This window comes from Pollutimonas rozaliensis (assembly GCF_048751585.1).
Taxonomy (GTDB): Bacteria; Pseudomonadota; Gammaproteobacteria; order Burkholderiales; family Burkholderiaceae_B.
Genome location: NZ_JAZHOB010000009.1, coordinates 1 through 26,010, shown reverse-complemented (window position 1 = coordinate 26,010; position 26,010 = coordinate 1). Strand labels below are relative to the sequence as shown.

The 26,010-nt window shown below is 57.4% G+C and carries 24 protein-coding genes; 6 read left to right on the top strand and 18 right to left on the bottom strand.

Features of this window, described 5'->3' with window-relative positions; all coding sequences use genetic code 11:
• Window positions 1-41: 41 nt before the first annotated feature.
• Genes V0R37_RS16880 through V0R37_RS16840 form a run of 9 tightly spaced genes read right to left on the bottom strand, consistent with a single transcriptional unit; the run spans window position 42 to window position 9,421 of the window.
• Window positions 42-1,031: an NADPH:quinone oxidoreductase family protein gene (locus V0R37_RS16880; protein ID WP_420375623.1), complete on the bottom strand. Its 990-nt coding sequence runs from the start codon at window positions 1,029-1,031 to the stop codon at window positions 42-44.
• The gene (locus V0R37_RS16875; RefSeq protein WP_420375622.1) at window positions 1,028-2,164 is read right to left on the bottom strand and encodes a CaiB/BaiF CoA transferase family protein; all 1,137 of its coding nucleotides are present in this window, start codon (window positions 2,162-2,164) and stop codon (window positions 1,028-1,030) included. Before V0R37_RS16875 ends, V0R37_RS16880 begins: the two co-directional genes overlap by 4 nt.
• Entirely contained in the window at window positions 2,161-2,811 is a 651-nt protein-coding gene (locus V0R37_RS16870; protein WP_420375621.1) for a 3-hydroxyacyl-CoA dehydrogenase family protein, read from the bottom strand. The genes V0R37_RS16875 and V0R37_RS16870 overlap by 4 nt, the downstream gene beginning before the upstream one ends.
• Before the next feature lie 5 nt (window positions 2,812-2,816).
• Complete coding sequence (locus V0R37_RS16865; RefSeq protein ID WP_420375620.1) at window positions 2,817-3,692, bottom strand: 3-hydroxyacyl-CoA dehydrogenase family protein; 876 nt, start codon at window positions 3,690-3,692, stop codon at window positions 2,817-2,819.
• Window positions 3,689-4,864 (bottom strand): acyl-CoA dehydrogenase family protein, encoded by a 1,176-nt coding sequence (locus V0R37_RS16860; protein ID WP_420375619.1) that lies wholly within the window; start codon window positions 4,862-4,864, stop codon window positions 3,689-3,691. The genes V0R37_RS16865 and V0R37_RS16860 overlap by 4 nt, the downstream gene beginning before the upstream one ends.
• A gap of 45 nt (window positions 4,865-4,909) precedes the next feature.
• Entirely contained in the window at window positions 4,910-5,656 is a 747-nt protein-coding gene (locus V0R37_RS16855; protein WP_420375618.1) for an SDR family NAD(P)-dependent oxidoreductase, read from the bottom strand.
• 3 nt (window positions 5,657-5,659) lie between these two features.
• Window positions 5,660-6,430: an enoyl-CoA hydratase/isomerase family protein gene (locus tag V0R37_RS16850; RefSeq protein WP_420375617.1), complete on the bottom strand. Its 771-nt coding sequence runs from the start codon at window positions 6,428-6,430 to the stop codon at window positions 5,660-5,662.
• The gene (locus V0R37_RS16845; RefSeq protein WP_420375616.1) at window positions 6,427-8,133 is read right to left on the bottom strand and encodes a class I adenylate-forming enzyme family protein; all 1,707 of its coding nucleotides are present in this window, start codon (window positions 8,131-8,133) and stop codon (window positions 6,427-6,429) included. Before V0R37_RS16845 ends, V0R37_RS16850 begins: the two co-directional genes overlap by 4 nt.
• A gap of 40 nt (window positions 8,134-8,173) precedes the next feature.
• The gene (locus V0R37_RS16840; RefSeq protein ID WP_420375615.1) at window positions 8,174-9,421 is read right to left on the bottom strand and encodes a CaiB/BaiF CoA transferase family protein; all 1,248 of its coding nucleotides are present in this window, start codon (window positions 9,419-9,421) and stop codon (window positions 8,174-8,176) included.
• A gap of 137 nt (window positions 9,422-9,558) precedes the next feature.
• On the opposite strand from V0R37_RS16840, the gene V0R37_RS16835 reads away from it, so the two are divergent.
• A complete protein-coding gene (locus V0R37_RS16835; RefSeq protein WP_420375614.1) occupies window positions 9,559-11,232 on the top strand; it encodes a sigma-54 interaction domain-containing protein in 1,674 nt (557 codons plus the stop codon).
• Between the two features lie 86 nt (window positions 11,233-11,318).
• Here the strand turns inward: V0R37_RS16835 and V0R37_RS16830 are convergent, their stop codons facing one another.
• From V0R37_RS16830 to V0R37_RS16795, 8 genes are all read right to left on the bottom strand, one after another.
• Entirely contained in the window at window positions 11,319-12,515 is a 1,197-nt protein-coding gene (locus V0R37_RS16830) for a CaiB/BaiF CoA transferase family protein (RefSeq protein WP_420375613.1), read from the bottom strand.
• A 49-nt stretch (window positions 12,516-12,564) separates the two neighbouring features.
• On the bottom strand, window positions 12,565-13,923 hold the full coding sequence (locus tag V0R37_RS16825; RefSeq protein WP_420375612.1) for an MmgE/PrpD family protein: 1,359 nt from the start codon (window positions 13,921-13,923) through the stop codon (window positions 12,565-12,567).
• 69 nt (window positions 13,924-13,992) lie between these two features.
• Window positions 13,993-14,880, bottom strand: coding sequence for an NAD(P)-dependent oxidoreductase (locus V0R37_RS16820; RefSeq protein WP_420375869.1), 888 nt, complete (start codon window positions 14,878-14,880; stop codon window positions 13,993-13,995).
• Window positions 14,881-15,033: 153 nt separating this feature from the next.
• Entirely contained in the window at window positions 15,034-15,984 is a 951-nt protein-coding gene (locus tag V0R37_RS16815; protein WP_420375611.1) for a Bug family tripartite tricarboxylate transporter substrate binding protein, read from the bottom strand.
• Window positions 15,985-16,041: 57 nt separating this feature from the next.
• A complete protein-coding gene (locus V0R37_RS16810; RefSeq protein ID WP_420375610.1) occupies window positions 16,042-16,467 on the bottom strand; it encodes a Zn-ribbon domain-containing OB-fold protein in 426 nt (141 codons plus the stop codon).
• A complete protein-coding gene (locus V0R37_RS16805; protein WP_420375609.1) occupies window positions 16,464-17,594 on the bottom strand; it encodes a thiolase family protein in 1,131 nt (376 codons plus the stop codon). Before V0R37_RS16805 ends, V0R37_RS16810 begins: the two co-directional genes overlap by 4 nt.
• Before the next feature lie 57 nt (window positions 17,595-17,651).
• On the bottom strand, window positions 17,652-18,425 hold the full coding sequence (locus V0R37_RS16800; protein WP_420375608.1) for an enoyl-CoA hydratase/isomerase family protein: 774 nt from the start codon (window positions 18,423-18,425) through the stop codon (window positions 17,652-17,654).
• Window positions 18,426-18,431: 6 nt separating this feature from the next.
• Window positions 18,432-19,613 (bottom strand): acyl-CoA dehydrogenase family protein, encoded by a 1,182-nt coding sequence (locus V0R37_RS16795; RefSeq protein WP_420375607.1) that lies wholly within the window; start codon window positions 19,611-19,613, stop codon window positions 18,432-18,434.
• A gap of 120 nt (window positions 19,614-19,733) precedes the next feature.
• Here V0R37_RS16795 and V0R37_RS16790 point away from each other — a divergent pair, with 120 nt between their 5' ends.
• From V0R37_RS16790 to V0R37_RS16770, 5 genes are all read left to right on the top strand, one after another.
• The gene (locus V0R37_RS16790) at window positions 19,734-20,510 is read left to right on the top strand and encodes an IclR family transcriptional regulator (RefSeq protein WP_489685807.1); all 777 of its coding nucleotides are present in this window, start codon (window positions 19,734-19,736) and stop codon (window positions 20,508-20,510) included.
• A 463-nt stretch (window positions 20,511-20,973) separates the two neighbouring features.
• Entirely contained in the window at window positions 20,974-22,185 is a 1,212-nt protein-coding gene (locus V0R37_RS16785; RefSeq protein ID WP_420375605.1) for a CaiB/BaiF CoA transferase family protein, read from the top strand.
• Between the two features lie 9 nt (window positions 22,186-22,194).
• Window positions 22,195-23,175, top strand: a complete 981-nt coding sequence (locus V0R37_RS16780) for a Bug family tripartite tricarboxylate transporter substrate binding protein (RefSeq protein WP_420375604.1) — start codon at window positions 22,195-22,197, stop codon at window positions 23,173-23,175.
• Window positions 23,176-23,185: 10 nt separating this feature from the next.
• Window positions 23,186-24,709, top strand: coding sequence for an acetyl-CoA acetyltransferase (locus V0R37_RS16775; protein ID WP_420375603.1), 1,524 nt, complete (start codon window positions 23,186-23,188; stop codon window positions 24,707-24,709).
• 90 nt (window positions 24,710-24,799) lie between these two features.
• On the top strand, window positions 24,800-25,666 hold the full coding sequence (locus V0R37_RS16770) for a DMT family transporter (protein ID WP_420375602.1): 867 nt from the start codon (window positions 24,800-24,802) through the stop codon (window positions 25,664-25,666).
• 4 nt (window positions 25,667-25,670) lie between these two features.
• Here the strand turns inward: V0R37_RS16770 and V0R37_RS16765 are convergent.
• A partial coding sequence (locus V0R37_RS16765) for a uracil-DNA glycosylase family protein (protein ID WP_489685806.1) occupies window positions 25,671-26,010 on the bottom strand: 340 nt, incomplete at its 5' end.

Sequence of the window (26,010 nt, the reverse complement as noted above, 5' to 3'; positions counted from 1 at the left end):
CTCGTCGGGCGGCTCGCCCGACGAGTGAAAGAGCAGGCGAGTCAGGACATCCGCAAAACGTACTTGCCGCGTCCCTTGCCATTGGCCATGACTCGCAAGGGTTCAGCAAAGCGCTCCAGCGGCAGTACCTGGGTGATCTGAGGCTTCAGTGCCCCTTTGGCGTGCAGCTCATAAAGCCGTCGTTGAACTTCCCGTACTTTTTCGGGTTGGCGGTCCCGGTAGTCGCTCCATTGCAATCCCGTGACAGCAATGTTCTTGACCAGCAGGTAGTTGACTTTAAGCGTTGGAATTCGCCCCGCTGCGAACCCTATGCAGACCAGGCGCCCGCACCATGCCACCGCCCTGATTGCCGCGTCGAATATTTCGTCGCCCAGCGGGTCCAGCACGACGTCCGCGCCATGCCCGCCGGTGCAGGCAAACACCTGCTCCCGCAACGAGTCGCGCAGATTGGGCGCGGCCAGGTCGATGATGTGGTCGGCCCCCACCGCCCGTGCCGCCTGCGCCTGTTCCTCGCCGACGACGCCCGCCAGGGCGGTGCCGCCCAAGGCCTTGACGATCTGGATCGCGGCGCCGCCCACGCCTCCCGCTGCGCCATTGACCAGGACGATCTCGCCCGGTTTGAACTGGCCGCGCTCCACCAGCGCAAAGTAAGCGGTCTGGTAAACCAGCCCCATTCCGGCGGCATCCTCGTCGGAAATGGTGTCGGGCAAGGGGTAGCAAGATTCCGCGGGCGCAGCCACATACTCGGCAAAGGCGCCGAACTCGACCTGGGCAACCACACGGTCGCCTTTCTTCAAGCCTGTGACGCCCGCGCCGACGGCGGCGATGCTGCCGGCGGCATCCTTGCCCGGAACGAAGGGGCGTTCCGGAAGGTTCTGATATTTGCCCGTCATGACCAGCAGGTCGGGAAAATTGATGCCGGCATGGGTAACGTGGATCAGGACTTCTTCCGCAGCGGGCTGCGGCTGGGGGAATTCTTCGATGCCCAAATCCTCGGGCTCGGCGAAATCGTGAATAACAACAGCTTTCATTGCGTATTGCCTCCTGTTTTTGTACTGGCTAGTACGTCTTTCGTATGTTCGCCCAATGACGGCGCGGCGATGCGTGTCTCGGGAGACCTGAACGCCGCGCAAACCGGAACGGGAAGCGCGGTCAGGACTTGACCGTCGCGGGTGGCGACTTCCCGTTCGAAGATGCCCCGTTCCTTGAAATGCGGGTCTTGCACGGCCTGTTCAAGGTTGACGACCTCGGATACGCATACGTCTTGGCCTTCGAAGCACTGTATCCAGTGCGCGGCCGGCTGTGACGCAATAATGCGCGTCACTTCGGCGCGTATGACGTTTTCATCGGATTCGTCGAGTAGCGCCGGCGCGCCGATCAGCGACAGGAAGGCTTCCCAGAAACGGTCTTCCAGCGGAGCGGCGGAAAGAAACCGTCCGTCCAACGTCTTGTAGATGGCGTAACGCACCGAGCCGCCCGTCACCAGCTCATTGCCGGGGCGCGGCCATTGGCCCGCCGCCCAACCATTGCCCAATCCCCAGTACATCAGGGTGAACAGGTTGTCCGTCATCGAGATATCCAGGTGCTGCCCCTTGCCATCCAGATCACGCTGGCGCAAGGCCAGCATTATGTTGAACAGCGCAGGGTAGGTACCCCCGGCAAGGTCTCCCGTGAGCGTGGGCGGCACCATGGGTGTGCCGCTTGCGTCGGCGGAAAGCGCCAGCATGCCCGTTTCGGCCTGGAAATTAAGGTCGTGCGCGGCCCGGCGCGCCTTGGGGCCGTACTGGCCGTAGGTCGTGATGGAGCAATAGATGATGCGCGGGTTGATCTGCGACAAGGACTCGTAGTCCAGCCCCAGGCGCTGCATGACGCCGGGCCGGAACTGCTCGACCACGATGTCCGCGTCCCGCGCCAGCGCAAGCACCTGGGCTCGGTCAGCGTCCGCCTTGAGGTCCAGGCAGACCGATCGCTTGCCCCGGTTCAACAGGACGAAGTTCACGCTGTCGTCGCCTAAACGCGGTTCGTAGCTGCGCATTTCATCGCCCGCGGCGCGTTCAAGCTTGATGACCTCCGCGCCGGCTTCCGCCAGCATCAGGGTGCACATGGGGCCGGGCAATAGGGTGCTGAAATCCAGCACCTTGATGCCTGCAAGGGGTTGGGTCATGTTGCCGTCCTGTGGCGGGCCCAGGCCACCTGTGCCCGCCGCGCCGGGGCATAGGCTTCCTGGCCCAACGCCTCGTATAGAGCCTGGGTGACGCGGTAGTGGTGATGCAGTCCGCTGCGCTTGAGCAAGGTGATGGGCCCTTCCGGGTAGCCCAGCCCCAGGCATAGCGTTTTGTCCATGTCGGCCGCCGAGGCAAGGCCCTCGTCAAGGCGCCGCAGTGCGGCGTTGTAGTAGGGGCGCAGCAGGCGGTTGAGGATACGGCCGGGGAAGTCGTTGCAGACGGCCACGATCAGGCCGGCTGCCTCGAAGGCGGATTTGGCGGCCTGTACCGCCGTCGCGTCCGTAAAAGGCTTCTTCACCAGTTCCACAAGATTGGTCGGCGCATCGTCGCCCAGGCGGAACCGCGCGAACCCCACGACGTTGGCGGGGCCTTCGTCCTCGCCGGTGTGCACGCCCAGGCATTCCGTGTCCAGTTCGATGGCGATGAAGGCTTTGCCGGCGGTCTGTTCAAGACCTTGCCGCCATGCCTGGCCGGCTTCGCTGCCCAGCAGCACCACGGCGTCGCCCAGGCTGGATGCGGCCTCGACGAAAGCATGCGTTTCGGGAAAGGAGAGGCTCTCGCCTTGTTGGATGATTTGATAGCTCATGTCTTTCATGCCCCGAAAATCTTGTTGTTGCCATAGGCATGGAAGCCTTCGCCGCTTTTCCTGCCCAGCTTGCCGGCGCCTATCATGCGCTTGACCAAAGGCGGGCATGCCGCCCTGGGCTCATTGGTCAGGCCGTACATGGCGTCGGACAGCAGCTTCTGGGTGTCCATGCCCACCATGTCGAGCAGTTCCAGCGGCCCCAGGGGATAGCCCAGCGCGGTCTTCACGGCCAGATCGATGTCGGCGGGCTCGGCCACGCCCTGGTCCACCATATTGATGACGTCGTTATGCCAGGGAATCAGGAAGTAGTTCAGGATGAATCCCGGCGTATCCCGCGTCTTGACCGGCTTTTGCCCCATCGCTTCGCAGAATGCCCAGGCGGCATCGAAGGTTGCATCGGATGTCGTCAATCCCGGCGACATCTCCACCAGCTTCATCAACTGGGCGGGCAGGCAGAAGTGCATGCCCACCACCCGGTCCGCGCGCCCGCTGCCGCCGGCGATTTCCGTGATCGAGATGGTGGACGTGTTGGAGGCGAAAATAGTGTGCGGCGGGCAGATGGCGTTCAGTTTCGCAAACAGCTCGTGCTTGACCTTGAGGTCTTCGAACACGGCCTCGATGATCAAGTCGCATTCCTTCAGGTCTTCCGCTTGCGACGTGCCGGTCCATTGCGCCATGATGGCCTCGTCGCGCCCCTTTTCCAGCTTGCCCCGCGCTACGGACTTGGCCAGGAAGGCGGCGGCTTGATCTCGCGCGTGGTCAAGCGCCTCTTGTCTTGCGTCCAGCACGACGACTTTAAAGCCGGCCCGCGCCACCACGATGGCGATGCCGGTGCCCATCGTGCCGCTGCCAACGACCCCGACTGTTTTGATCTCGCTCATTTTTTCTCCTTGTTCAGAAAGCTGCGGCCGATCAACTGGCGATGGATCTGGTTCGTTCCTTCCCATATCTGGGTGATCTTCGCATCGCGCATAAGCCGCTCCGCACGGAAATCCTGGCAATAGCCGTAGCCGCCATGCAACTGGACGGCATCGGTCGTCATGCGCATGGCCAGGTCGGTTGCCCTCAGTTTCAGTATCGACGCCTCGATGCCCATGTCTTCCACGTTGCGGTCCACCAGGTCGGCGACATGCCAGAGCCAGTTCTCGCAGAGGGCAAGCTCGGCCGCCAGGTCGGCCAGCATGAACTGCACGCCCTGGAACTCCAGGATGCGCCGGCCGGACTGGCGCCTGTCGTTGATATAGGCGGTGGCGTCTTCGAATGCCGCTCGTGCGATACCCAGTGCATGGGCCGCAACACTGGGGCGCGATTTGTTCAAGGAGGCAAGCAGCACGCGCAGCCCCTCGCCGGCGGGTGCCAGAAGGTTGGCGCGTGGAATGCGGCAGCCTTCGAAAGACAGCGAGGCGGTTCCCGATGCGCGCGTGCCCATCTTGTGTTCCGTGCCGGTCACCGTCAGCCCTGGCGTGCCTTTTTCGATGACGACGGCGCTAATGGCCTCCTTGGCGCTGTCCACGCCCGCCCACTTGCCGAATACGACGTATACGTCGGCCACGTCACCGTTGCTGATGAAGATCTTTTGCCCATCCACGACGATGTCGTCGCCGTCTTCACGGAACTGCGTCTTCATGCCGGTGGCGTCGGAGCCCGCGGAGGGTTCGGTAATGACCAGGGCCGCCAGGCCTCCTTCCGCGATACGGGGAAGAATGCGCGACTTGAGTTCATGCGAGCCGTATTGAATGACCGGCTTGATCGCATGAAAGTTCGTGGCCCAGATGATGCCCGTCGATGCGCAAGCCTTCGATACTTCGCGAACGCAGGCCAGATAGCAGCGGTAAGACAGCGGCATGCCGCCGTACTCTTCCGGGATGAACATGGCGTTCAAGCCCAGGTTGTTGATCGCCTTGATGTTCTCCCAGGGGAACTCGCTATTCTTGTCGTAGGCCGCCGCCCTGGGGGCCAACTCGGATGTGGCCAGTTCTCGCACCGAATCGAGCAGCATGCGCTCTTCGTCCGCAAGGGACAGCCCCGCATCCAGACGTTCCAGTATATTCACGCTCTCTCCTTTAGAATTTCATGCTTGTGCACTGATGTGCACTTGTCATACCGACACGCTTTGCGCGCCGTCGATGTAGATGGTCTCGCCGCTTAGAAAACCCATGCCCTCTTGGAACAAGGACGAAACCAGTACGGCGACGTCTTTTGCGGAACCGGGTGTCTTGCGGGGAATTCGTTTTTCCAGGTAGGCTTTCAACGGGCCGGACTCCATGGCCTCGCGATTCAAGTCTGTTGCGATGTATCCGGGCGCCACGTCGACGACCTGAATACCGTCCCGCGCCCATTCCACCGCCAGGCAGCGCGTAATCGCGCCCACTGCGGCCTTGGAGGCGCAATAAGCCACGTTGCGCTTGACCCCCAGCTTGTCATAGAAGGAGCCGATGTTCACTATCGTGCCGCCTCCGTTTTCCTTCAGCACGGGGTGCACGATCTGGCAGGCGCGCAGGAGGGCTACCGCGTTGATGTCCATCAGCTTGCGGAATTCGTCCATGGGCAGGTCGATGGTGGGCATCTCGGTGTGCAGGCCGGCATTGTTGACCAGGCCGCGAACGGGGATCTCCAATTTATCGCGCAGCGCCAGTATGGCCTTGTTCAGTGCATCGCCGTCCATGACGTCGCATGCCACGGGATGCCAGCGCGCGGCAATCTCGTCCGGGACGTCGTCAAGCCGGGGCTTGCCGCCAGACCGGGACAGGCAGCCCACCTCGAACCCGCGGCTGGCAAGTTCGTACGCGATCATGGCGCCGATGCCTCGGCTCGCGCCCGTTACGTATATGAGTTCACCTTTCATGCTTCAGTTGTCCTTGAAAGAAGGGGGGCGTTTTTCGACGAATGCGCTGAGCCCTTCAGCCGCATCCTGGCTACGGTAGGCGAGCGTGGACAGATCGCGCTCGATACGCAAGCCGTCATCAAGCGCCACCTGGCCGCCGCGCTGTACGGCTTCCCGCGCGAAGTACAAGGCGCAAAGGCTATGCTTGAGATAAGGTTCAAGAAAGCGCTTGCCGATCTCCAAAGGTCTACCCTCGTTATCCAGGCGGTTGACCAGGCCGATGCGCTCGGCTTCGTCGGCGGCGACCGTCCGGCCGGACAGAATCATGTCCAGCGCGCGGCCCTCGCCCACCAGCCTGGGCAGGCGCTGCGTTCCCCCGTATCCGGGGATCAGGCCAAGCTTGACTTCGGGCAAGCCCATGCGGGCGCGATCGGTGGCGACGCGGAAGGTGCATGCCAAGGCGAGCTCCAGCCCGCCGCCAAAGGCATATCCATGAATGACCGCTACGGATGGTATCTTGAGGGCCGCGATCTGCTTGAAAACCTCCTGGCCTTGCTCCGCCCCTTTGAGCTCCTGCATGAGCGGCCGGTTCATCAGTTCAGGGATGTCGGCGCCGGCGCAGAATGCCTTTTCGCCCTCGCCGGTGATGATGAGCCCGCGCGCATCGGAGGCGGCCACCTTGGCCAGCAGCTCGCTCAATTCCGCAAGCACCTGAAAGCTCAGTGCGTTCAGCACTTTGGGGCGGTTCAGGGTGATGTGGGCAAATTCATTGCTGTAGTCAAGCTGGACCGTCATGCGGACACTCCTTCGTTGTTGGACTTGGCTTCCGCCTTCCAGCGTACTGGCGCCGGTGCGAGCCTGCCGTCCTTCAGCCATTCGATCATTTCGCGCTTCAGGATTTTGCCGCTGGGCGTGAGCGGGAAAGCGTCCATCGCGATGAAGTACTCGGGCATGTCGTATTTCGACAGGCCGGCATCGTGCAGATGTTGCAGGACTTCCTTGGCGCTCATCGACGTGCCGGAGGCGAAGATCACGGCCAGGCACACCTTTTCGCCCAGCCTGTCGTCGGGCACCGCGAAGGCGGCGGATTTCAGTATGTTGGGGTGGCGGTGCGCCAGGTCCTCGATCTGGGAGGGATAAATATTGTGGCCGCCGCGGATGATCAGGTCCTTCTTGCGCCCCACCACGTGCAGGCAGCCGTTTTCGTCCAGCGTGCCCAGGTCGCCGCTCAAGAACCAGCCGGATGAATTGAACGATTTCTCGGTTGCATCCTGGTTATCGTAGTAGCCCAGCGTCAGCACCCCGCCGCGCCCGCCGATTTCCCCCGTTTCGCCTACGCCTGCCTCGATGTCGGGATTCTCGGCATTGAAGATCTTGATTTCATAGCCTTTGCATGCGCGACCGCAGGTCGACACGATGGTGTTGTTGTCGTCGCTGGGTAGCGTGTACTGGTGCGACCCGTTTTCGGTCATGCCGTAAACGTTCTGGGGTTTGATCCCCAAGTCCAGGAAGCGCTGGGCGACTTCCCGGGGAATGGTGGCGCCGGCCATGTAGAAGACATTCACGTTCCCCAGGCGGCTGAGCCCTCTTTCGCGCACCGCCGTCAGCATGTCCATGGCATGCGTCGGCACGCCCATCACATAAGTGGCGCCGGTTTCAATCGTCCAATCCAGTGCGGATCGGCTTGCCGCCGGGTTGTGCAGCACCAGTTCCGTGCCCGCGACCAGCGATTGTTCCAGGCCGACGGTGCCGATATGGTGGCTCATGGGGCTGAGCGTAAGCAGTATCGTCGATGAATCGTGCTTCCAGTCCGTGACCAGGGCGCGCCCATTGGCAAGCAGGGTATTGTCGCTATGCATCACGCCCTTGGGCTCGCCCGTCGTGCCGGAGGTAAATGCCAGATACACGACCTTGTCGGGGTCGAGCACAGGGGCGCTGGTGATTTCCATGCCGTTGGTATGATCCGGGAAGGGCAGCGCCCCCGTCGGCAAAGACCTGCCGTCCGGCCCGCCGCCTTGCGGTGTCAGCGCATAGATTTGTTTCAGCGTGGTGATTTCCTTGGATTCTTCAAAAATCGAATAGCGATCTGAATCCGCGCCGTAGCCGGGCTGCGAGAACAAGGCCTTGCAGCGAATACGCTTGAGAAGCTTGACGATTTCGGCGTTTGTATAGTTCTGGTGCAGCGATGGGCAGCACACATAGCCATTGCGCGAGCACGCCAGGAATACCAGTACGGACTCGATACGATTCGGCAGCCATACCGCTACACGGTCGCCGCGTCGCAGCCCGCCCTGATAGAGGCCCTCGGCGATGGCGTCCACGCTGGCAAGCGCTTCCCGCCAAGTCAGGCGCTGGTATGGGTCGCGCAGGGCGCAGGCATTGGGTCGTGTGCGAGCATGCTCCCGGGCCAGGGAATACATCGTATCCTGGTGCCACACGCCGCTAAGGTAATTCTCGCGCGCGGTCTGGGGGTCATGCAAAGTCAGAATGGTGTTCATGAAGGTCCTCTGTGTATCTGGTCAAATCACTGTGCCGCGCTCATACCGCGCCGGCATCTCTCAGTTGCTGAATCTCGTCGGGCGACAGCTTGAGCATATTGCTCAGGATGTTTTCCGTATCTTCGCCCAGCGAAGGCGGCGATTTCCGGTGCACCACGGCCCCACCGTCGATGGTAATACCCAAGCCGACTTGCGGTACCGGCCCGTTGGCCGTCTGTGCCTGATACAGAAATTGCTGTTCCAGCAAATCCTCATCCCTGGCCACGTCGTCCAGGCGGTTGATGGGACCGGCCGGTATCCGGTTCCCGGCCAGTATGCCCAGCCACTCGTCTCGCGGCTTGGAGCGCAGGATATCGGCAATCATGGCGACGATTTCGTCCCGGTGGCTGCGGCGATCCGCATTGGAGGCGTAGCGTGGGTTTTCGCCGACCTCCGGCTTTCCCATGGCCGCCCAGAAGCGGCGCCATATCGCGTCGTTGCCCAGCCCAAGGGAAATTTGCTTGTCCGCGGTATCGAATACCTGGTAAATGGCGATGACGGAGTCCTTGCCACCCGAGCGTCCGGGCAATTCGTCGGAGCTTAAATAGGACAGCAGGCGCGGCGCCATGAAGCGCGTCATGCTGGCTTGCATGGATACGTCGATTTCAGCCCCTTTCCCGGTGCGCTCGCGCGCGGCGTATGCGGCGGTGACCGCCATGGCCACATCCTGCCCCGCAAGCAGATCGGCGGCGGGCGTGCCTACCTTTTGCGGATCGTTTTCCGCTTCGCCGGTCAGGTCCATGACGCCGGAATAGCCCTCGGCGATAAGGTCGTAGCAGGGCAGGTGGCTGCGCTTTCCGCGCAACCCAAAGCCTGTCAGCGAAGCATGGATCAGGCGGGGGAACTTGGGGCCCAGCCGCGCGTAGTCGATTCCCAGCTTCTTCTGCACGCGCGCCGTCATATTGACCACGAGCACATCAGCTTGCGATAACAGTCTTTCCAGCAGCTCAAGACCTTTCTGGTGCGTTAGATCCAACATCAGACTGTGCTTGTTGCGGTTGACGCTGAGATACCAAGGCGATTCGCCATGGATGAATGGGGGCCCCCAGTGGCGGGCATCGTCGCCCACCCCCGGCTTTTCGACCTTGATCACCGTGGCCCCCAGGTCGGCAAGCAATTGCGTGCCGTACGGACCGGCGATAGATGTGCTCAAGTCGATGACTTGCATGCCCTTTAGCAGGGAAATCCCCTCTTGCCCGTCGACCTTGGGTAGTTCAATGAACGGTAGGCCGCCTGATTCTTTCTGCATAGTTGTTACCTTGTCTCTGTTCTTACTGTCTCCTTAAGCACGATTCATGCCAACTAGTGCATCCCCTATTGCCATCCGGGGCAGGGGTGGTAAAGTGTCCAAAAATTGTCCACCATGTTTTGAGCGAAGACATGTATATGAAGAGCGGCAGACAAACTCAGAACACACGTGGCGGGGTGCTGGTGCTGGGCCCGGACGGCGAACCCGTCTTTGCGTCGGGCACGGGCGCCGATATCCATATCCAGGAAAAGCTTGGCGCCATATGGCAGAACCGGGACCGGCGGCCCGTTTCCGCCATGTTTACGCTAGACGGAACCAGCGAACCCATGACGGTGGTCTCCTTCTCGGCCAGCGGTACGGGTTGTTTCGTCCTGTACCGTCATGACGGCGGCGATCCCCTGTACGAGTTCGTCAGCAGCGTGGATTTTTCGGCCGACATCCTGCGCCACTTTGTAACCGACCCTTATGAAGCCATTACCGTGGTCGATGACCAGGCCCGCATCCGCTACATGAGCCCGGTACACGAAAAGTTCTTTGGCGTTGACCGGGGCCAGGCGTCGGGGGCCGAGGTAAACACCATTATCGAGAACAGCCGTCTCGCCGCTGTGCTGCATAGCGGCAAGACGGAAGTGGGCCAGGTTCACAAAATGCGGGGCACCAGCCGGGTAGTCAGCCGCACGCCCATCCTGAATCCTGAAGGCCGCATCGTCGGCGCCATCGGCCAGGTCATGTTCAAGAGCCCGGCCGCGGTCGAGGCGCTGGGCGAGGAAATCAAACGGCTGCGCCAGGAAATCAGCTTCTACGAACGGGAATTGCCCCGCCTGCGCGGTACCGCGCAGGGCATGGAGGCCATAGTCGGCGAGAGCGAAGCCATACAGAAGCTGAAGGAAAGCATCAAGAAGATTGCTCCGCTGGATGTTTCGGTGCTGCTGGTGGGCGAAAGCGGCGTGGGCAAGGATCTTGTGGCGCACGCCATCCACCAGCTAAGCCCGCGCGGGCACAAGAACATGGTGCTGGTCAACGCCGCGGCCATACCGGCAAACCTAGTCGAAGCGGAACTGTTCGGCTACGAGGGAGGCGCCTTCACCGGCGCCGAAAAGCGCGGCCGCACCGGAAAATTCGAAGAGTCCGACCAGACTACCCTGTTTCTGGACGAGATCGGCGACATGCCGCTGGACATACAGGTCAAGGTTCTGCGGACGCTTCAGGACGGCACCTTCCAGCGGGTCGGCAGCAGCACCCAACGCCGTTCGGATTTCCGGCTGATCTCCGCCAGCAATCGCGACTTCCAGCGCATGCTGGCCGCCAACGACTTCCGGCTGGACCTCTTTTACCGGATCAGCGCCGTCACGATCCGTGTCCCGCCCCTGCGTGAACGGCTGGAAGACGTCCCGCTATTGGCAAAGACGTTTCTGGACCGGTTCATGCATCGGCATAACGTACGGGGCAAGCACTTCGGCCCCGGCGTCATGGCCTATTTGAAGTCCCTGCCATGGCCCGGCAATGTGCGCCAACTGCAGCACACCATAGAGCGCGCCGCCATCTTTTCAGAGCACGATGAAATCTCTTGTGGTGATTGCGAAGTGCCGCTGGAGATCAGTTCGGGGCCGGAGTCGGAAGAATTCGCGGAAGGGTTCCAGTATGCGGCCCAGTCGGAACTGCCGGACGTCCGCCAGGCAAAATCCCGTGTAGAGCTGGATATGATTCGGGATGCGCTGCAGCGCTTCGAGGGGAACAAGAAGAAAACCGCGGAATACCTTGGCATTTCGCGCTCCCATTTATATAAGAAGCTGGCTGAGCTGGGGCTTTAGGGAGGGGCTTTGGCCGGCTCTTGACAGGCTGGGCTAGGCCGCTTCAGGAATGGCCCGGCCGCGTTTGGCCGGCGGCGCGCCTCCGCTTAGCCCGCAACTTGCTTCTTGACTAGCTGATCGATTTCAGTTTTCGTATAGCCATGCTCGGCAAGCACCTCGTACGTGTGCTCGCCATACAAAGGTGCCGCCTGGCGGATACGAGGCGCCTGCCCTGAAAACTTTAACGGTGTGCCGATGCAAGGGATTTCGCCGAGCTTCTTGTGGTCGGCCTGTTGAATAATTCCGCATTCTCGAGCTTGGGGCGTACTTAGGGCTTCTGGCACTGAATTCACGGGTGTTGCAGGCACATCAGCGTTGTCGAGCAGGACCAGCAAGGTGTCGCGGTTGAAAGTGCTTATTTTTTCTGAGAGTATATTTTCGAGTTCTGTGCGATTGGAAACACGGTCTTTGTTTTTCTCGTACTTTGGATCGGTCGCCAGTCCGTCCAACCCAAGCGCTTTGGCTAATTTGGACCAGAAGCGGTCATTGCCTGCCGCAATGAAGATGTATTCGCCGCGTTCGCATTCGAAGGTCCGGTAGGGGCACAGGGATGGATGGCTGGACCCGAGGGGCTTGGGAATGTCTCCCGCCATCAAGTAGCCGGCAGCATGAAAGGCGAGCATGCTTACTGCCGTTTCAAACAATGACGCCTCCACACGCTGCCCCAGCCCAGTGCGTGCCCGGTTCAACAAGGCAGTGGATATCCCGAGTGCGCAAAGTATTCCTGTGGACAGGTCTAATAGAGACACTCCGGATCGCACAGGCTGGCCGCCTGGCTCGCCCGTTATGGACATGATCCCGGTATATGCCTGCATCAGCGCTTCATAACCCGCGCGATCCTTCAACGGCCCCGAGCGGCCGAATGCGGATACGGACGCGTAAACGAGACGGGGATTGATTTCCGACAGGGTTTCATAGCCCAAGCCAAAAGACTCCATGGTGCCGGTGCGAAAGTTTTCAATGAGAACGTCCGCTTCGCGAATAAGTGTCTTCAGTACTTCGATGCCCTCCTGCGTCTTCAGGTCCAGACAAACACTTCGCTTATTGCGATTGAAATGCAGGTAAGCTGCCGCTTCGCCGTCTTTATGCGGCGGCCAGGAACGCGACTCGTCGCCGGACGTTACACCTTCAACCTTGATGACTTCCGCACCCAGGTCTCCCAGCAGCGCTCCGCACCACGGGCCAGCGATGACTCGGGATAAATCGATCACCTTGATCCCTGTCATCCCCAGTATGTTTTCCATAAACGATCCTTCGTATATTAAAGAGGCAGGCACAGAAACGGCAATATTTTCAGTCGTGTTTGCCAGCGTTGCCCGGGAAGGTCAGCGGACGCATGAGTTCTTCGATACTGTCCAGTTTCTCCAGGTTCAAAATCGAGTCCAGCACGTTTTCCGTTACGTCTCGAGGCAGAATCCCTTGCGTGAACTTACGAAATAGCTGTTTGCATTGCTCCATGGAAAGGGGGTCGGAGGGCGAACCTATGGCGTATCTGCGCTCCTTTTTGAATTGGCGCCCATCCGTCGTGGACAGTGTTATGACCGATGGAGATTCCATTGTTCCGGTCGGCCAATCGTCATGCACACTGATTTTTACCTTTGACATTTGCGATAGGTATTTTTCGTCATGGACTTTCGTTTCACTGAAGTGTTCCAGGGTTACATCGCGATCAACCATTGCGGCGGACAGCGCATACTGAAGACTGAACTGCAGATCGCCCAGGTCCCGTGGCTGTGGCCGATCGAGCACGCGGTCTACGCGGCTGATATCCACCACCACTGACTCTATTTGCTCACAAGCAAGGTGGTGCTCGGACATCAACTCGATCAATGAGTCAACCTGGCGATGGGTGCCGAAGCAGCACGGATACTTTTTCACCCAGATTTCCTCGAAGTACCATTTGCTTCCCAAGCCGTCGACTATCGTATCCTGGTCGATTCTGTCCCTGCCGAACAGGCGGCTCATAAAGCGCCCGATCTCCGGATTGGCGGTCATTCCAAAGCGGGCTGCGTCCACCGCAACCACGGCGTGCATGTTTTGCATGGCGGATTCGAAGTAATGTGCGTCCGTGCCAAAATTGAGTGAAATGATCGGTGGGCCCGACATGGCCATTCCAAGCGCGTTCGCGGTTTCAACGGCATCCAGGCCCAGGGCCCGGGCCGCTCCGGCGGCGGGCCCGATGGCGCCCGGCACCATCTGAAGGCCGAGCTGCGATGTTGGAAAATTGCAGGTTCGGCAGTGGACTTCCAGGCCTACGATCGAGGCTTCGAGGAATGCCTTGCCCGACAATTTTTCCCGTTGGGCAAGGGCAATGGTCACCGGTAGCACGCCGATGTCCCATGAACCACCGCCTTGAGCTGTAAATCGATCATCTTCCAATTCGCTTGCATGGGCGAACACGCCTAGCGCCAGTACGGATTCCCAGGCGGAGGCCTTGAATCCATGGCCGATGACTCCCACTTCGGGGGACGAATTCCTGGTTTTTATGACGGAGGTGATTTTTTCCGCTGCGGGAAATCGTGCCCCGGCAACCATGCCTGCGACCGTCTTCATGATGAGAATCTTGGCAAACTGGATGGCGTCCTCAGGAAAATCCTCGTACTTGAACTGCGAGGAAAACTGGGCAAGTTGAGTTCCAATAGAATGGGTCATGAATCTATTCCAAACAATGAAGTTTTCAAATTAAATCGATTTTCGGCATTCCCAAGTTATGCGTCGCGATCAGCTTGGGTTCCCGAATTGGGTTCCCGCCCATGTCTCGTAGTGCTTGATCAGCGTTCCATAGTCGTTCGAACCGTTGCCCTGGGAAACGGAGAATGACAGCATCTGCCTGGTGGTTTCGTTTACCCACATCGGTACGCTAGCGCGAACGCTTTCGTCCAGGCAAAGTTTTATGTCTTTAAGAAGCAGTTTGACCGGAAACTGCAGCGGAAACTCTCTGTTCAGCACGCATCGAGGTATTTTTACTTCGGTGGCAAAGCTCCGTCCGCTCGACGCGTTGAGTACATCCAGCATGGTTTGGCTGTCGAGGCCGGCCTTGCTGCCAAGGACCAGGCCCTCGAACGCGGAAAGTGTGGCGGTGGCGCACAGCATATTGTTGATGATCTTCATGATCTGGCCTTGGCCGGCCTTGCTGCCAAGATAGAAGATCTTGCTGCTTATACACCGTAGTACAGGCACTATGGCCTCATAACTTGCGGGATTTCCAGAGGCCATGACGGCCAAGCTGCCATTTTCGGCGCCCGCCGTGCCGCCGCTTATTGGGGCGTCGATAAGGTCGATATGGTTGCGGCGTAAAGAGTCAGCCAAGCGAAATGTGGTCTCAGGCCCCGTCGTGGAGGTGTCGACGACTATTTTTACTGTGGAGCCTTGGCTTACACCGGCCTCGCCGATCAGTACCTCTTCCACGATATTGGGTGTCGGCAAACACAGGAAGACGATCTCCGCAGCCGAAGCGACCTCTTGCGCGGAGTTTGCCCACGTTGCTCCGTGCTGCGTAATCCGTGCCGACAATGCCGGATTCGCATCGTGGGCAGCCAAGGAATATCCGGCTTGTAGCAACCGTGTGGCCATGTGAAATCCCATGTTGCCCAGTCCGATGAAACCTATGCGTTCTATGATCGTCTCCTGAAATCACCATGCCCGTGACCGGGCATGACGCGCCGCTTGAGGAATGTGAGCATGCTTCCGGCGATTGGCATGCCGATGTTCAATCCTGAGCCTGATGAGGCCACAGCCGTCTCATCGACGGCGTGGTGGTATTTACACCGGCTCAATGCCAGCGTCTTTTATCATGGTTCCCCATGATTTGATTTCTTTATTGATGATCTCCTTAAATTCCCCCGAGGTGCTGAACTTAGGCGTCAACCCCTGAGCGGCGAACTTCTTAACGAGCTCGTTATCCTTAAGCGCCTTTTTCAACGCTGCGGATATTTCAGCCGTCACGTTAGCGGGCATTCCGGCGGGGCCCATCAAACCGAACCAGCCTGTTATTTCGTATCCAGGAGCGCCGGATTCGCTGAGAGTGGGTATATCGGGTGCGAGCACAAAGCGATCTTTGGTGGTTACTCCAAAAGCCTTGAGCTTACCCGATCGCACCAGCGGCAAGCCTCGCGCAAAATCGGTTAGTGCCACGTCTACGGTGTGCCCCATTATGTCGGTAAGAATTTGCGGCGAGCTCTGATAAGGGACGTCAAGAAACGTTACGCTGCCGTCTTTGGCCAGTTTCGCTCCAGCAACCTGAGTGCTTCCCGAGGCATAGGCGTACGAGACGGACTTAGGCTCTTTTTTCGCCAAGGCATATAGCTCTTTCAGATTGGAGGCGGGAAAGCCCTTGTCCGCTACCAATATGTACGGCGTTTCCGCAATGAATCCGATAGGGGTCAGATCCTTTCGCGGATCGTACGAAAGGTTTTTAATCAGGCTTAGATTGCTGGCGGCAATTGAGACCCCCACGACGAGTAGTGTGTAGCCATCGGCGGCCGACCTGATGACCGCCTGCGTTCCGACTATCCCATTGGCCCCCGCCCTGTTCTCCACCACGATGTCCTGGTTCAGTTCCTGATGCATCGCTCGCGCAAGTTCCCTTGTGACGACATCGGTCACGCTGCCCGCGGCAAATGGAACCACGATACGTATCGGCTTGTCGGGATACTTGGCGGTCGCCGTAGAAATCATCAGCGCAGTGCTCAATAAACAGAAAAAGCGTTTCATCTAAATTTCTCCTCTCTTTTAAAATTAAGTAGTTTTGGTGCCGCTGTGCAAAAACGTTCAGCGCGGCGCACTTCGGGCTTTTGCATTCTTCAACCGGAACCGAGGAAGGCAACGCCCGAAATCTTCCTCGATACATAGCTGTACCTTCGCATTGGGTGAAAGCCCTTTCCCATCGGGGCAGCCGATAATATTGGTTAGCAAGCGTGGGCCTTCGACCAGTTCGACAATGGCGACGTTGTAGGGAATACGGTCGTTCAGCTGCGGCGCGTAGGCCTTGTGATATACCACCCAGGACTGCAGTCGTCCCTTACCTGTCGCGGTTAGCCAACTCACGTCGGAAGCGAGGCAGCTTGGGCAATGGTTGCGCGGCGGCAGCCAGGAATTTCCGCAATTTCCGCAATGCTGAAAATCCAGCCGACCCTCGCGCAATGCTTGCCAGTAGGGAGCACTCACCGTATTCTCCGCAATCTCTGGAATGCTCATCCCGCTGCTCCTAGAATCAAAGTGGAGTGAGTGTGCATCGACCCGCCTTGGTTCGAAACGAGGCCATAGCGCGGCGATTTGACTTGGATATTGGCTTCGCCGCGTAATTGGCGAACGGCTTCTATGATTAATTGAAGGCCGGGCGTGCCACTTTCGGAAAGCAGGCCGCCAGAGGTGTTGAACGGTAGCCAACCGTCAATGCCCAGCCCTTCCTCCAACGCTTTTCGGCCAGCCTGTCCTCGAGGCGCAAACCCATAATCCTCAAGCGTTTGGAGGACAGTAACCGTGAAGCAATCGTATAGCTGGGCAAAATCGATCTGGCTACGTTGGATTCCGGCGCGGCTAAAAGCCATGTCGGCGCTGGCTTCGGCTCGAGTGTGCAACAGATCCGGGCGTAGTTGCACTTCCCAACTTTCCTGCGCCTGACCAATACCAAGTATCGGCACCGATCTAACCTTGCGTCGGGCGCGCGCTGCCTTTGTACTCATAAGTAGAATGGCTGCGCCACCGTCGGAAATCAGGCAAATATCATCACGCCGCATCGGTTCGACGATGAATGGGGAGGATAGATAGGCTTCCATGGTTAGACGACTACGCAAGTGCGCTTTGGGATTCAATGCCCCGTGTGCGCGTGCTGCAACGGCTACTGCGCCAAAATACTCGTCTTTCGCTCCATAGCGTTGACGGTACGCTTGGTGAATCATTGCGTAGCCTGCGGCAGTCGAGTACCAGCCACATACCGCATCCTCGCCGCGAGGTCGGTGGTACACGGCGTGGCTGCCCGTGCGGGCCGTATCCCCATAGCAGATCAATGCGGTGTTGATCATGCCGGCATCGATTGCTAAGGCCGCATAACTGATGAGGCTCACATTTGCCGCTCCTCCTTGATCAAGGGCACAGCCGATGGTGGGCTGAAGGCCGAGGGCCTCTGATACTTTCTGGCCATAGAGCACGCTGGGAGCGGCATTGGCCATCTTGACGAAAACGCCATCGACCTCCGGCTTTTCGACGCCGGCGTCTTCAAGGGCTTCGCGTGCCGCATCGACGATCAAATCTACCTTGTCTCGTCCCGGATGCTTTCCATAAGGCGTGTTTCCTACCCCCGCGATGACAACTTTCCCTTGCATGAGTAAATCCTTTAATTTTCAATATTTTGCAGACGATGTCATGGGCAGCAAGAACACCTAGCGTTCCTTGAAATTCGGCTGGCGCTGCTCCGCAAATGCCTCTTTAGCTTCTCGGACATCGTCTGTTTGCTGCAGGACTAAATTGACGTACTGTTCCATCCGCAGTCCTTCTGCCAATGGAAGATCAAAAGACCTCAACGCCAATTCCTTGGCTGCGCGCACGGCGAGCGGCGCATTCCGGCTGAGGCGGGCGGCAAAATCCATTGCTGTTGGAATCAGTTGCTCTCGTTCTACGACACGGTTGATCAACCCCCATCGAAGCGCATCATCGGCACTGATGTCGTCGGCGAGCAGCAGCATCTCCATCGCGATGGCATAGGGAAGCTGCCGCATGATCCGTTGCGTTCCACCATTCGCCGCGATGATGCCGCGCTTGGTTTCCGATAAGCCGAAACGGGTGCCCTTTACGGCGATTCGAAGGTCGGTGGCGAGCATCAAGGTCATTCCGCCGCCTATGCATGCGCCGTTGATCGCCGATATGACTGGTTTCCAGATTTCGAGCCCCCGATTCAAAAGTGGGTCTTTCTGAGTCAACCAATGGTCTGACAGCTTGCGTTCGCGGCCGATCCAGGATTTCAGATCGGCCCCTGCGCTAAATACGCGATCGCCGGCGCCGGTGACTATGGCTGCACGGACCTCGTCATCATCGCGTACTCGCGACCATGCCGACGACAAAGCGGCATAATGCTCGGCGTCGAGGGCATTTGCCCGCTCCGGCCGGTTTATCGTGATCAGCGCCACGCCATCCTGGAGGTGGAAATCAATGGACATAGGTGTTTAGCCTTTCAAGATTTCGCGTGCTAGAACCATGCGGTGCACCTCGGATGGCCCCTCGCCGATTCTCTTGATTCGAAGCTCGCGATACCAACGCTCGAGCGGCAATTCGCGGGCAAGCCCCATCCCGCCTAGAATCTGAACGCACCGGTCTATGACTCGACCCGCTGTCTCGGTCGCCACGACCTTGGCAATGGAAGCGTCGGTCTTGATGTCACGCCCGAGATCGCCGTTCCATGCCGCTTGCCAGGTCAAAAGCCTGGCGGCGCGCAGTTCCATTTCACTGTCGGCGATCATCCATTGCACCGCCTGTTTATCGGCGAGCAGGGATTTGTGCACGTTACGGTTACGCGCCCAGTCCGTCGCGATTCCGAGCGCTGCTTGCGCTATGCCGATCACTCCCGCAGCGTAGGGGACTCTTGCATGGACCAGCCATTTTTGACAGATATCGAATCCTTTGCCTTCATCGCCGAGGAGGTTTTCCTTGGGAACTTCGACATTGTCAAAGAAGACTTCGTAGGGTGAATAGGAGCGGATTACGCCGATTTCACGGCAGGTAATTCCCGGAGTGTCACGGTCTACGATGAACGCACTGATCCCGCCGTTCGCGCCCTTTGCTCCGGTGAGCGCGAAAACAATGCCCCAGTCGGCGTTTTCCGCTCCTGTGATCCACATCTTGGTGCCATTGATCACATACTTGTCGCCAGACTTGACGGCGCGGGTGCGTATTGTTCGTGCAGGGTCCGATCCTCCGCCAGATTCTGAGATTGCGACAAAGTTCTTTTTTCCGCCTTGAATGCCGCCCACTCCATACTTTTGGCGCTGCTTTTCATTTCCCAACCAGATTACCGACGGAGGGTCGATGCCAAAAGCTCCACAGGCGGGCACGTAGGCACCCATTCGGCATTTGGCTGCCTCTTCCGCTACGACGACCTGGCCAAGCAGACCCAGGCCGCCTCCTCCGTACTGCTCGGGCGAGGCGAAGCACCATAGCCCCGCCGCCTGCGCCTTGGTTCGTAACGCCTCTAGGTCGTTGTGCGGCAGGGCATAGCAGTCGTGGGCTTGGCGCTCTTCTACAGGACGCACCTCGTCATCCATGAAACGCCGGACGGTGTCTCGCAGCATTCGGAAGTGCTCCGGCATTTCCCATGCACCGCTCAAATCTTCATCATAAAAGCCAGTCATATTATTGAATATCGATAATTAATATTATTAAATGAGATCATATACCGATTATGATGGAGTGTAAAATGAATAATGAACGCTACATCCCTTTCGGCATGGGCACTTTTGATCGGAGTATTGATGAGCGCAACATTGGCCAAGGGCCTGAAACTGCTTGAGTTTCTCTGCTGCACGCGCGAGGCCGTAGGCATCACAGAGTTGGCCAAGGCGACTGAACTCAACCTCAGTGGCGTACAGCGGCTGTTAAAAACGCTAGTGGAATCCGGCTATGTCCGCCAAGATGCAGGGTCTCGCAAGTACCGTGCGACCCTGATGGCCTGGGAAATCGGCTCACAAGTTCTGTGGGAAGACGTCTATTACAGAAGCGTGCACCCCATCCTTCGTGAAGCTGCGCAGTCCAGCGGCTTCACGGCATATTTCCTACGTAATAATGCACCATTCGCTACTTACTTCGACAAGGTCGAAGGGCCGCGTGGTTTGACGTATTCTTCGGTGCTAGGATCCAGCATTCCCATCGGATTGACTGCTGCCGGACTCGCGATCGTTTCGTTTTTCTCACGGGAACAGTGCGAAACGCTGCGCAAGCCTGCGAAGCGTGGAAGGTTCGAATTTTCGGGCATCGATCTGCAAAGCCTAGCGCAATCCATTTCGATCATTCGGGAACGGAGATACGCCACTTCTGAAAGCGGCTTCCGCAAGGGAGTGAACTCGGTTGCTGCTCCGGTTTGGGGGGGCGATGGGCTGGTGTGCGGATCCATCGCAGTGACTGGTGACGAAAACGAGCTAAAGTCGCAGGATTTTCCATTTTTGGGGCAGCAGGTTGTACGCTGGGCAATGCAGGCCAGTACTGTGTTAGGCGGCGTGCCATATCCTCAGAGCTTCTATTCTGAAGAATGATCCGCCGCGCTGCACGCCCTACTCCATTGTCACCCAGGGAGCAGGCGAGGGTGATGGGCTTGGAAGTTGCGTGCTTGTATGTGACGGTGGTCAGCATCAATTGATCGAGCGGCATGCGGCTTTGTGTGCTGTGAAATGCCCTTAAGAAAAGACGTCACTTGGCCTAAATCCGGGGCTGCCGGACGACGCACGGCCAAGAAAGTCAAAGAAAACAGTGTGTCGTTGCCTTGAACACGCTGTCGTCAATAAATGCATAGGGCCGTCCGATTGGGACGGCCTTTTGCTTGTGGGAGACAAGACCGGCGAGTCGTTGTCTGCAGGCGGCAGTCACGCCCAATAGCCTGCACCTCAAGCCCATGCTTGATAAGTTGGCATGATCTTTGCGTAAAACTAAATACATTGTTTAGCCGCAGCATGGCAGCGGATATGGGCTGAATAGCCTACGTTTTAAAGGAGCGCGAGATTGCCAAACCCAACAAAAGATACGGCTCTGGAAGGGCTTAGAGTTCTGGATCTGTCCAGATTAATCGCAGGTCCGTATGCGACGCAGACTCTTGCCGATCTTGGCGCTGAAGTAATAAAAATTGAAACCCCAGACGGTGGAGACAATTCCAGAAAGCTCACCATTCCTAATGAAAATGGTTTCGGTGCCATGTACATATGGGCGAACAGGAATAAAAAGAGCTTATGCATGGATCTAAAAACGCCCGAAGGGAAGGAAATCCTGACGGGTTTGATAAAAGATGCCGACGTCATAGTCGAAAATTTTTCCAGCAAAGTCATGGCGAAACTGGGATTTTCTTACGAGGAAGTCTCCAAAATAAATCCACGAATAATCTATTGCGCCATATCCGCTTTTTATAGAAATAGCAGTGTTTCAGAGCGCATAGGATTCGATACTGTTATGCAAGCAGAAAGCGGGTTGATATCGCTAAATGGGTTCAAGGAATATGAACCTGTGAGAGTCGGCCCCACTGTCGTGGATATAACCACCGCCATCAACGCTACGAGCGCCATACTGGCGGCCCTTCTGGCCAGAGAAAGAACCGGCCGGGGGCAATATGTTGAAACGAGCTTATGGGCGGGTGCGGTAACCGTTATAGGAAATATCGGGACCAATTACCTGATAACAAATAAAAATGAAGAGCGGGCGGGGAACTCATCAAAAAACGCCAGCCCCGCCGGGCTGTATGAGTGTGCGGATGGCCGAATATACCTGACATGCACAACAGAAAAGTCGTTTAGAAGTTTTTGCGACAAGGTGCTTTTAGATGAATCGATCGCGGAACGGGACGAATTCAAAACGTACGAAGCGCGAGTTGCGAATGCAAACAAGCTGGATCTGCTGATAAAGCAAACCTTGAAGAAAATGACGAAGGAGGATCTCAAGAAGCTGGCGATCAAGTATGGAATACCACTCGGGGTCTACAACACCGTAGAAGAGGCGTTTAGCTCAGAGGAAATGGAAAGCCAGAACATCGTCAAATACATACATAACAAAGAAGGGGATAGGTTTCCCATTCTTGAGACACCATTTGAAATGCAGAATTCATTAAGAAAAGAGCACACGCCTCCGCCCAGGCTAGGGGAGCATAGCGGTGAAATTTTAATGGAAGTACTCGGTATGGGCGCAGATGACATCGAGCGCCTGAGAGACAAAAAAGTTGTTTTTTAAAGAAACAAAATGGAGACGAAGATGGCGCTGAATTTAAAACTTGCTTTATCCGCTGTATTGGTTTTTGCTCACACACTGGCATTTTCCGCTGAATATCCGGATAGGGCGATAAAAGTAATCGTTCCTTTTGCCGCAGGCGGAATTACCGATGTGGTCAGCAGGGTTGTAGCGAAAGAAATGTCAGAGAACCTGAAGCAACCGGTCATCGTAGAAAACAAGCCTGGTGTGGGAGGCAGTCATGGCGCAAAGCTGTTAAGCGGTTCGGCGCCTGACGGGTATACGCTGGGTATCACCACCAATGGCAATATGGCTGCAAACAAGTTTCTCTATAAAGACATTGGATACGATCCGGAAAAGGACTTTACTCATCTATCTATTTTGTTCGCCGTTCCCTACATGATTATTGCGAGCGAAAATTCCGGAATCAAATCCATTAAACAGCTGATTGATCGGGCAAAGCAGCCGAATGAACGGCTTAGCATGGCAAACGGTGGTTTCGGGACGGCAGTCCATTTGATGGCCGAAAGCTTCTCGAAGGAGGCAGGCATACAAATTTCCCATATCCCTTATAAAGGAGAGGCTCCCGCTGTCACCGACGTTCTCGGAGGCCATACCGCACTGGGTATCAGTAGCTATTCCTCGATAGCTCAACATATTTCGTCAGGGAAAATTGCGGTTCTGGCCGTGACTTCAAAGAAGCGACTTAGCATCTTGCCAGACGTGCCGACGCTTGCAGAGCTTGGATTCGATCTGCCTATTACCGAGGCATGGTTCGGGATTGCTGGGCCCAAAGGCCTTGATGCCGCGGTGGTGAGCAAGCTGCACAAAGCGATTGCGGCAAGCTTGGAATCAGAGGAAGTCACTAAAAAGGTGAGCAGCATCGGGGGGCGCGTCATCGAACTCGACCCGGTCGGAAGCGCCAAGTTTGTCGAAAGTGAAATACCTCGGTGGGGGCAAGTGATCAAGCAGGCCAACATCCAGCCAAACTAAGGGGCAAGGCATGGATCCCCGAACTCCAATTGTAGTGGGCATTGGTTGCATTACGGATAAGAGCCCTTTGCCGGATATAAAACGGTCAAGATATGACTTGCTGGCGCAGGCTGCGGAGTTGGCGTTGCTTGATACCCAATCCGCGGATTTCAGAAATTGTATCGATACCCTGGTAGTGATCCGCTCCCATGCGGATACGTCTCCCAGGTTTGCTCATCAATTCGGAAGCTCAAAGAATCCGCCCCAAAGTGTTGCGAACCGGCTCAATATTTCGCCGCAGCGAAACATTTACACTTGGCATAGCGGGAACATGCCGCAGTATGCCGCCAATTGGGCGGCTGAAAAGATTGCAAGCCGGGAAATTGATACTGTCTTGATTACCGGAGGAGAAGTCTTAAAGACTCAGCTGTTCGCGCAAAGAGAATCTGTGGATGTAAATTGGAATGAAGACCCGCAGGGAGCCCCCGAACTGTTGGGCGATTCTCGAATGGCGTGGACCAACCACGAGTTTGATCATGGATTGAAGTCCGCCATATCCATATATCCGCTGTTCGAAAACGCTATCAGGAGATCAAGGGGCAGCTCCATAGATTCGCATATCGGGTCCATGGCAAAAATCATGTCGCGCTTTTCCAAGGTTGCGGCCGACAACGAAAATGCGGTTCGCCCGCATTTTTATACGGCCGAGCGGCTTGCGACGATTGATGAGGAAAATAGATGGATCAGCTTCCCGTATTCCAGGCTGATGGTCTCGAATGCGTTTATCGATCAGGCGGGGGCGTTCATTGTGACCTCGGTGGAAAACGCTGAAAAGCAAGGCATTCCCAGGGAAAAATGGGTGTTTTTGCATGGCTACGCCGATGCCAATGATCATTGGTTCGTAACGGAAAAGCCCAACCTTTTCTCGTCTCCGGCAATTCGCAGTGCATCGAAATCCGCATTGAAAATGGCTGACATCGATATTGATGACGTCCGCCACTTCGATATATATAGCTGTTTTCCGTCCGCCGTCGAGATTAGCTGCAAAGAGCTGGGCATCGCTGAAGACGACCCCAGAGGCCTGACTGTAACAGGCGGGCTGCCTTATTACGGAGGCGCCGGAAACAGCTATGTCGTAATGTCGATATGCGAGATGGTAAAAAAGCTGAGGGCCGATACCGGAACGTTTGGCCTCGTTACGGCTAATGGGAATTGGATTTCAAAGCATTCATTTGGCATCTATTCTACGCAGCCTGTTAAGGGTAAATGGCAGAAGAACGACTGTAGAGTGTTGCAAGAAGAAATTGATGCTTCACCAAAGGCTGATTTCACCGAGCATCCGTCCGGCCCGTCCAGGGTCTTGACTTACGGGATCAATTTCAACAAGCAGGGGGTTGCATCAGCAACCATTATTGGGGAAGAGCTTCAGTCAGGCAGGAGGTTTATTTCCCTATTGCATGATGATTGTCTGGAAGGCTCCGAGACGATCGATTGGCTGGGTGCAAAGGGGATGGTAAATAAAATGGAGGGATTGAATATTTTTACCCCCAACTAGCGCATTGCATCCATCTATAAAAGCCACCCGTACCGGTGCTAAGATTCGGCTAACCCATTCTTATTTCCCTTTCTTATTCCGGTATCCGCTTTGAATGCCCGACAACTGCTAGGCCTCGTCTTGCTCACGCTGATGTGGGGTGTGAACTGGCCCGTGATGAAGCTGGGGCTGCGCGAATGGAGCCCATTATGGTTTCGCGCCGTCACCATGGCCGGTGGTGCCCTGGTGCTGCTGGCTTACTACAGGTCGCAGGGGATCCCCGTATTGCCGCGCGGCGTGAAGCAGTGGCGCAGCATTCTCGTGCTGGCCTTGCCCAATATGATGGGCTGGCATGGTCTGTCCATTATCGGTGTTGCACATCTACCGGCCGGCCGCGCCGCCATCCTGGGCTTCACCATGCCGGTTTTCACGGTCTTGCTGACGGTGCTGTTTTATGGCGAACGTTTCACCGCGCGGCTGGCGCTGGCTGTCACCGCCGTACTGATTGCGATCGCACTGCTGCTCTGGAACGAGCTTCATGCCCTGGCGGGTAGCCCGGTGGGCATTGCCTGGATGCAGGCCGCCGCTTTTTGTTGGGCCCTGGGCACGGTCTGGATGCAACGCGCGAAGCTGACGCTGGCGCCCGAAACCCTGGTGATCTGGATGCTGATGGTGGCGTCGCTGGGCTTAGGCCTGGTGGCCAGCGCCGTTGAACCGATGCCGTCCTGGCCTTTCAGTGCGACCACCTGGGCCGTGCTTTTCTGGTCGGTGCTGTTGAATTACGGCGTGGCCCAGGTCATCTGGTTTTCCCTGGCGCGCGCATTACCGCCGTCGACCAGCGCCATGAGCGTCACCGCGGTGCCCATCGTAGGGGTGCTGGGCAGCATCTTTATCGGCGAGTGGCCGAGCTGGCAAGACGGCCTGGCCATCGTATGCGTGGTGGTGGCCATCAGCGCCGTGCTGTTGCGACGCGATTGAAGGGCTACCGCAGCTGCGGACGATCGCTACTCGCTTGGAACGCGACCAATCGCAGCTCACGATATTCCCGAACCAGGGCATCAAGGCTGAACGCACGATTGAGCCCGCTGGGATTCGGCAGGACCCACACGACAGAACCCGCGAATCGCGTGGGCTGCAAGCCCCAGGCGATGTCTCGTTGATCCGAAATGGCGGCGTAAGCGGCTTTGCCCAGGAAGGCGAGATGCGTGGGGGCCAAGTGTGTGATCTTTTGATGGAGCGCCCCTTTGTAATGACCCACTGAAATCCTGCTCAGGTGATAATTTAGGAAATCACCATGAGTATGAAGATGCAAGACGAGATCA

Coding starts and splice junctions, on each gene's coding strand:
- V0R37_RS16880 (WP_420375623.1), bottom strand. CDS start 1,031: ATGAAAGCTGTTGTTATTCACGATTTCGCCGAGCCCGAGGATTTGGGC.
- V0R37_RS16875 (WP_420375622.1), bottom strand. CDS start 2,164: ATGACCCAACCCCTTGCAGGCATCAAGGTGCTGGATTTCAGCACCCTA.
- V0R37_RS16870 (WP_420375621.1), bottom strand. CDS start 2,811: ATGAGCTATCAAATCATCCAACAAGGCGAGAGCCTCTCCTTTCCCGAA.
- V0R37_RS16865 (WP_420375620.1), bottom strand. CDS start 3,692: ATGAGCGAGATCAAAACAGTCGGGGTCGTTGGCAGCGGCACGATGGGC.
- V0R37_RS16855 (WP_420375618.1), bottom strand. CDS start 5,656: ATGAAAGGTGAACTCATATACGTAACGGGCGCGAGCCGAGGCATCGGC.
- V0R37_RS16850 (WP_420375617.1), bottom strand. CDS start 6,430: ATGACGGTCCAGCTTGACTACAGCAATGAATTTGCCCACATCACCCTG.
- V0R37_RS16845 (WP_420375616.1), bottom strand. CDS start 8,133: ATGAACACCATTCTGACTTTGCATGACCCCCAGACCGCGCGCGAGAAT.
- V0R37_RS16840 (WP_420375615.1), bottom strand. CDS start 9,421: ATGCAGAAAGAATCAGGCGGCCTACCGTTCATTGAACTACCCAAGGTC.
- V0R37_RS16835 (WP_420375614.1), top strand. CDS start 9,559: ATGAAGAGCGGCAGACAAACTCAGAACACACGTGGCGGGGTGCTGGTG.
- V0R37_RS16830 (WP_420375613.1), bottom strand. CDS start 12,515: ATGGAAAACATACTGGGGATGACAGGGATCAAGGTGATCGATTTATCC.
- V0R37_RS16825 (WP_420375612.1), bottom strand. CDS start 13,923: ATGACCCATTCTATTGGAACTCAACTTGCCCAGTTTTCCTCGCAGTTC.
- V0R37_RS16815 (WP_420375611.1), bottom strand. CDS start 15,984: ATGAAACGCTTTTTCTGTTTATTGAGCACTGCGCTGATGATTTCTACG.
- V0R37_RS16810 (WP_420375610.1), bottom strand. CDS start 16,467: ATGAGCATTCCAGAGATTGCGGAGAATACGGTGAGTGCTCCCTACTGG.
- V0R37_RS16805 (WP_420375609.1), bottom strand. CDS start 17,594: ATGCAAGGGAAAGTTGTCATCGCGGGGGTAGGAAACACGCCTTATGGA.
- V0R37_RS16800 (WP_420375608.1), bottom strand. CDS start 18,425: ATGTCCATTGATTTCCACCTCCAGGATGGCGTGGCGCTGATCACGATA.
- V0R37_RS16795 (WP_420375607.1), bottom strand. CDS start 19,613: ATGACTGGCTTTTATGATGAAGATTTGAGCGGTGCATGGGAAATGCCG.
- V0R37_RS16790 (WP_489685807.1), top strand. CDS start 19,734: ATGAGCGCAACATTGGCCAAGGGCCTGAAACTGCTTGAGTTTCTCTGC.
- V0R37_RS16780 (WP_420375604.1), top strand. CDS start 22,195: ATGGAGACGAAGATGGCGCTGAATTTAAAACTTGCTTTATCCGCTGTA.
- V0R37_RS16775 (WP_420375603.1), top strand. CDS start 23,186: ATGGATCCCCGAACTCCAATTGTAGTGGGCATTGGTTGCATTACGGAT.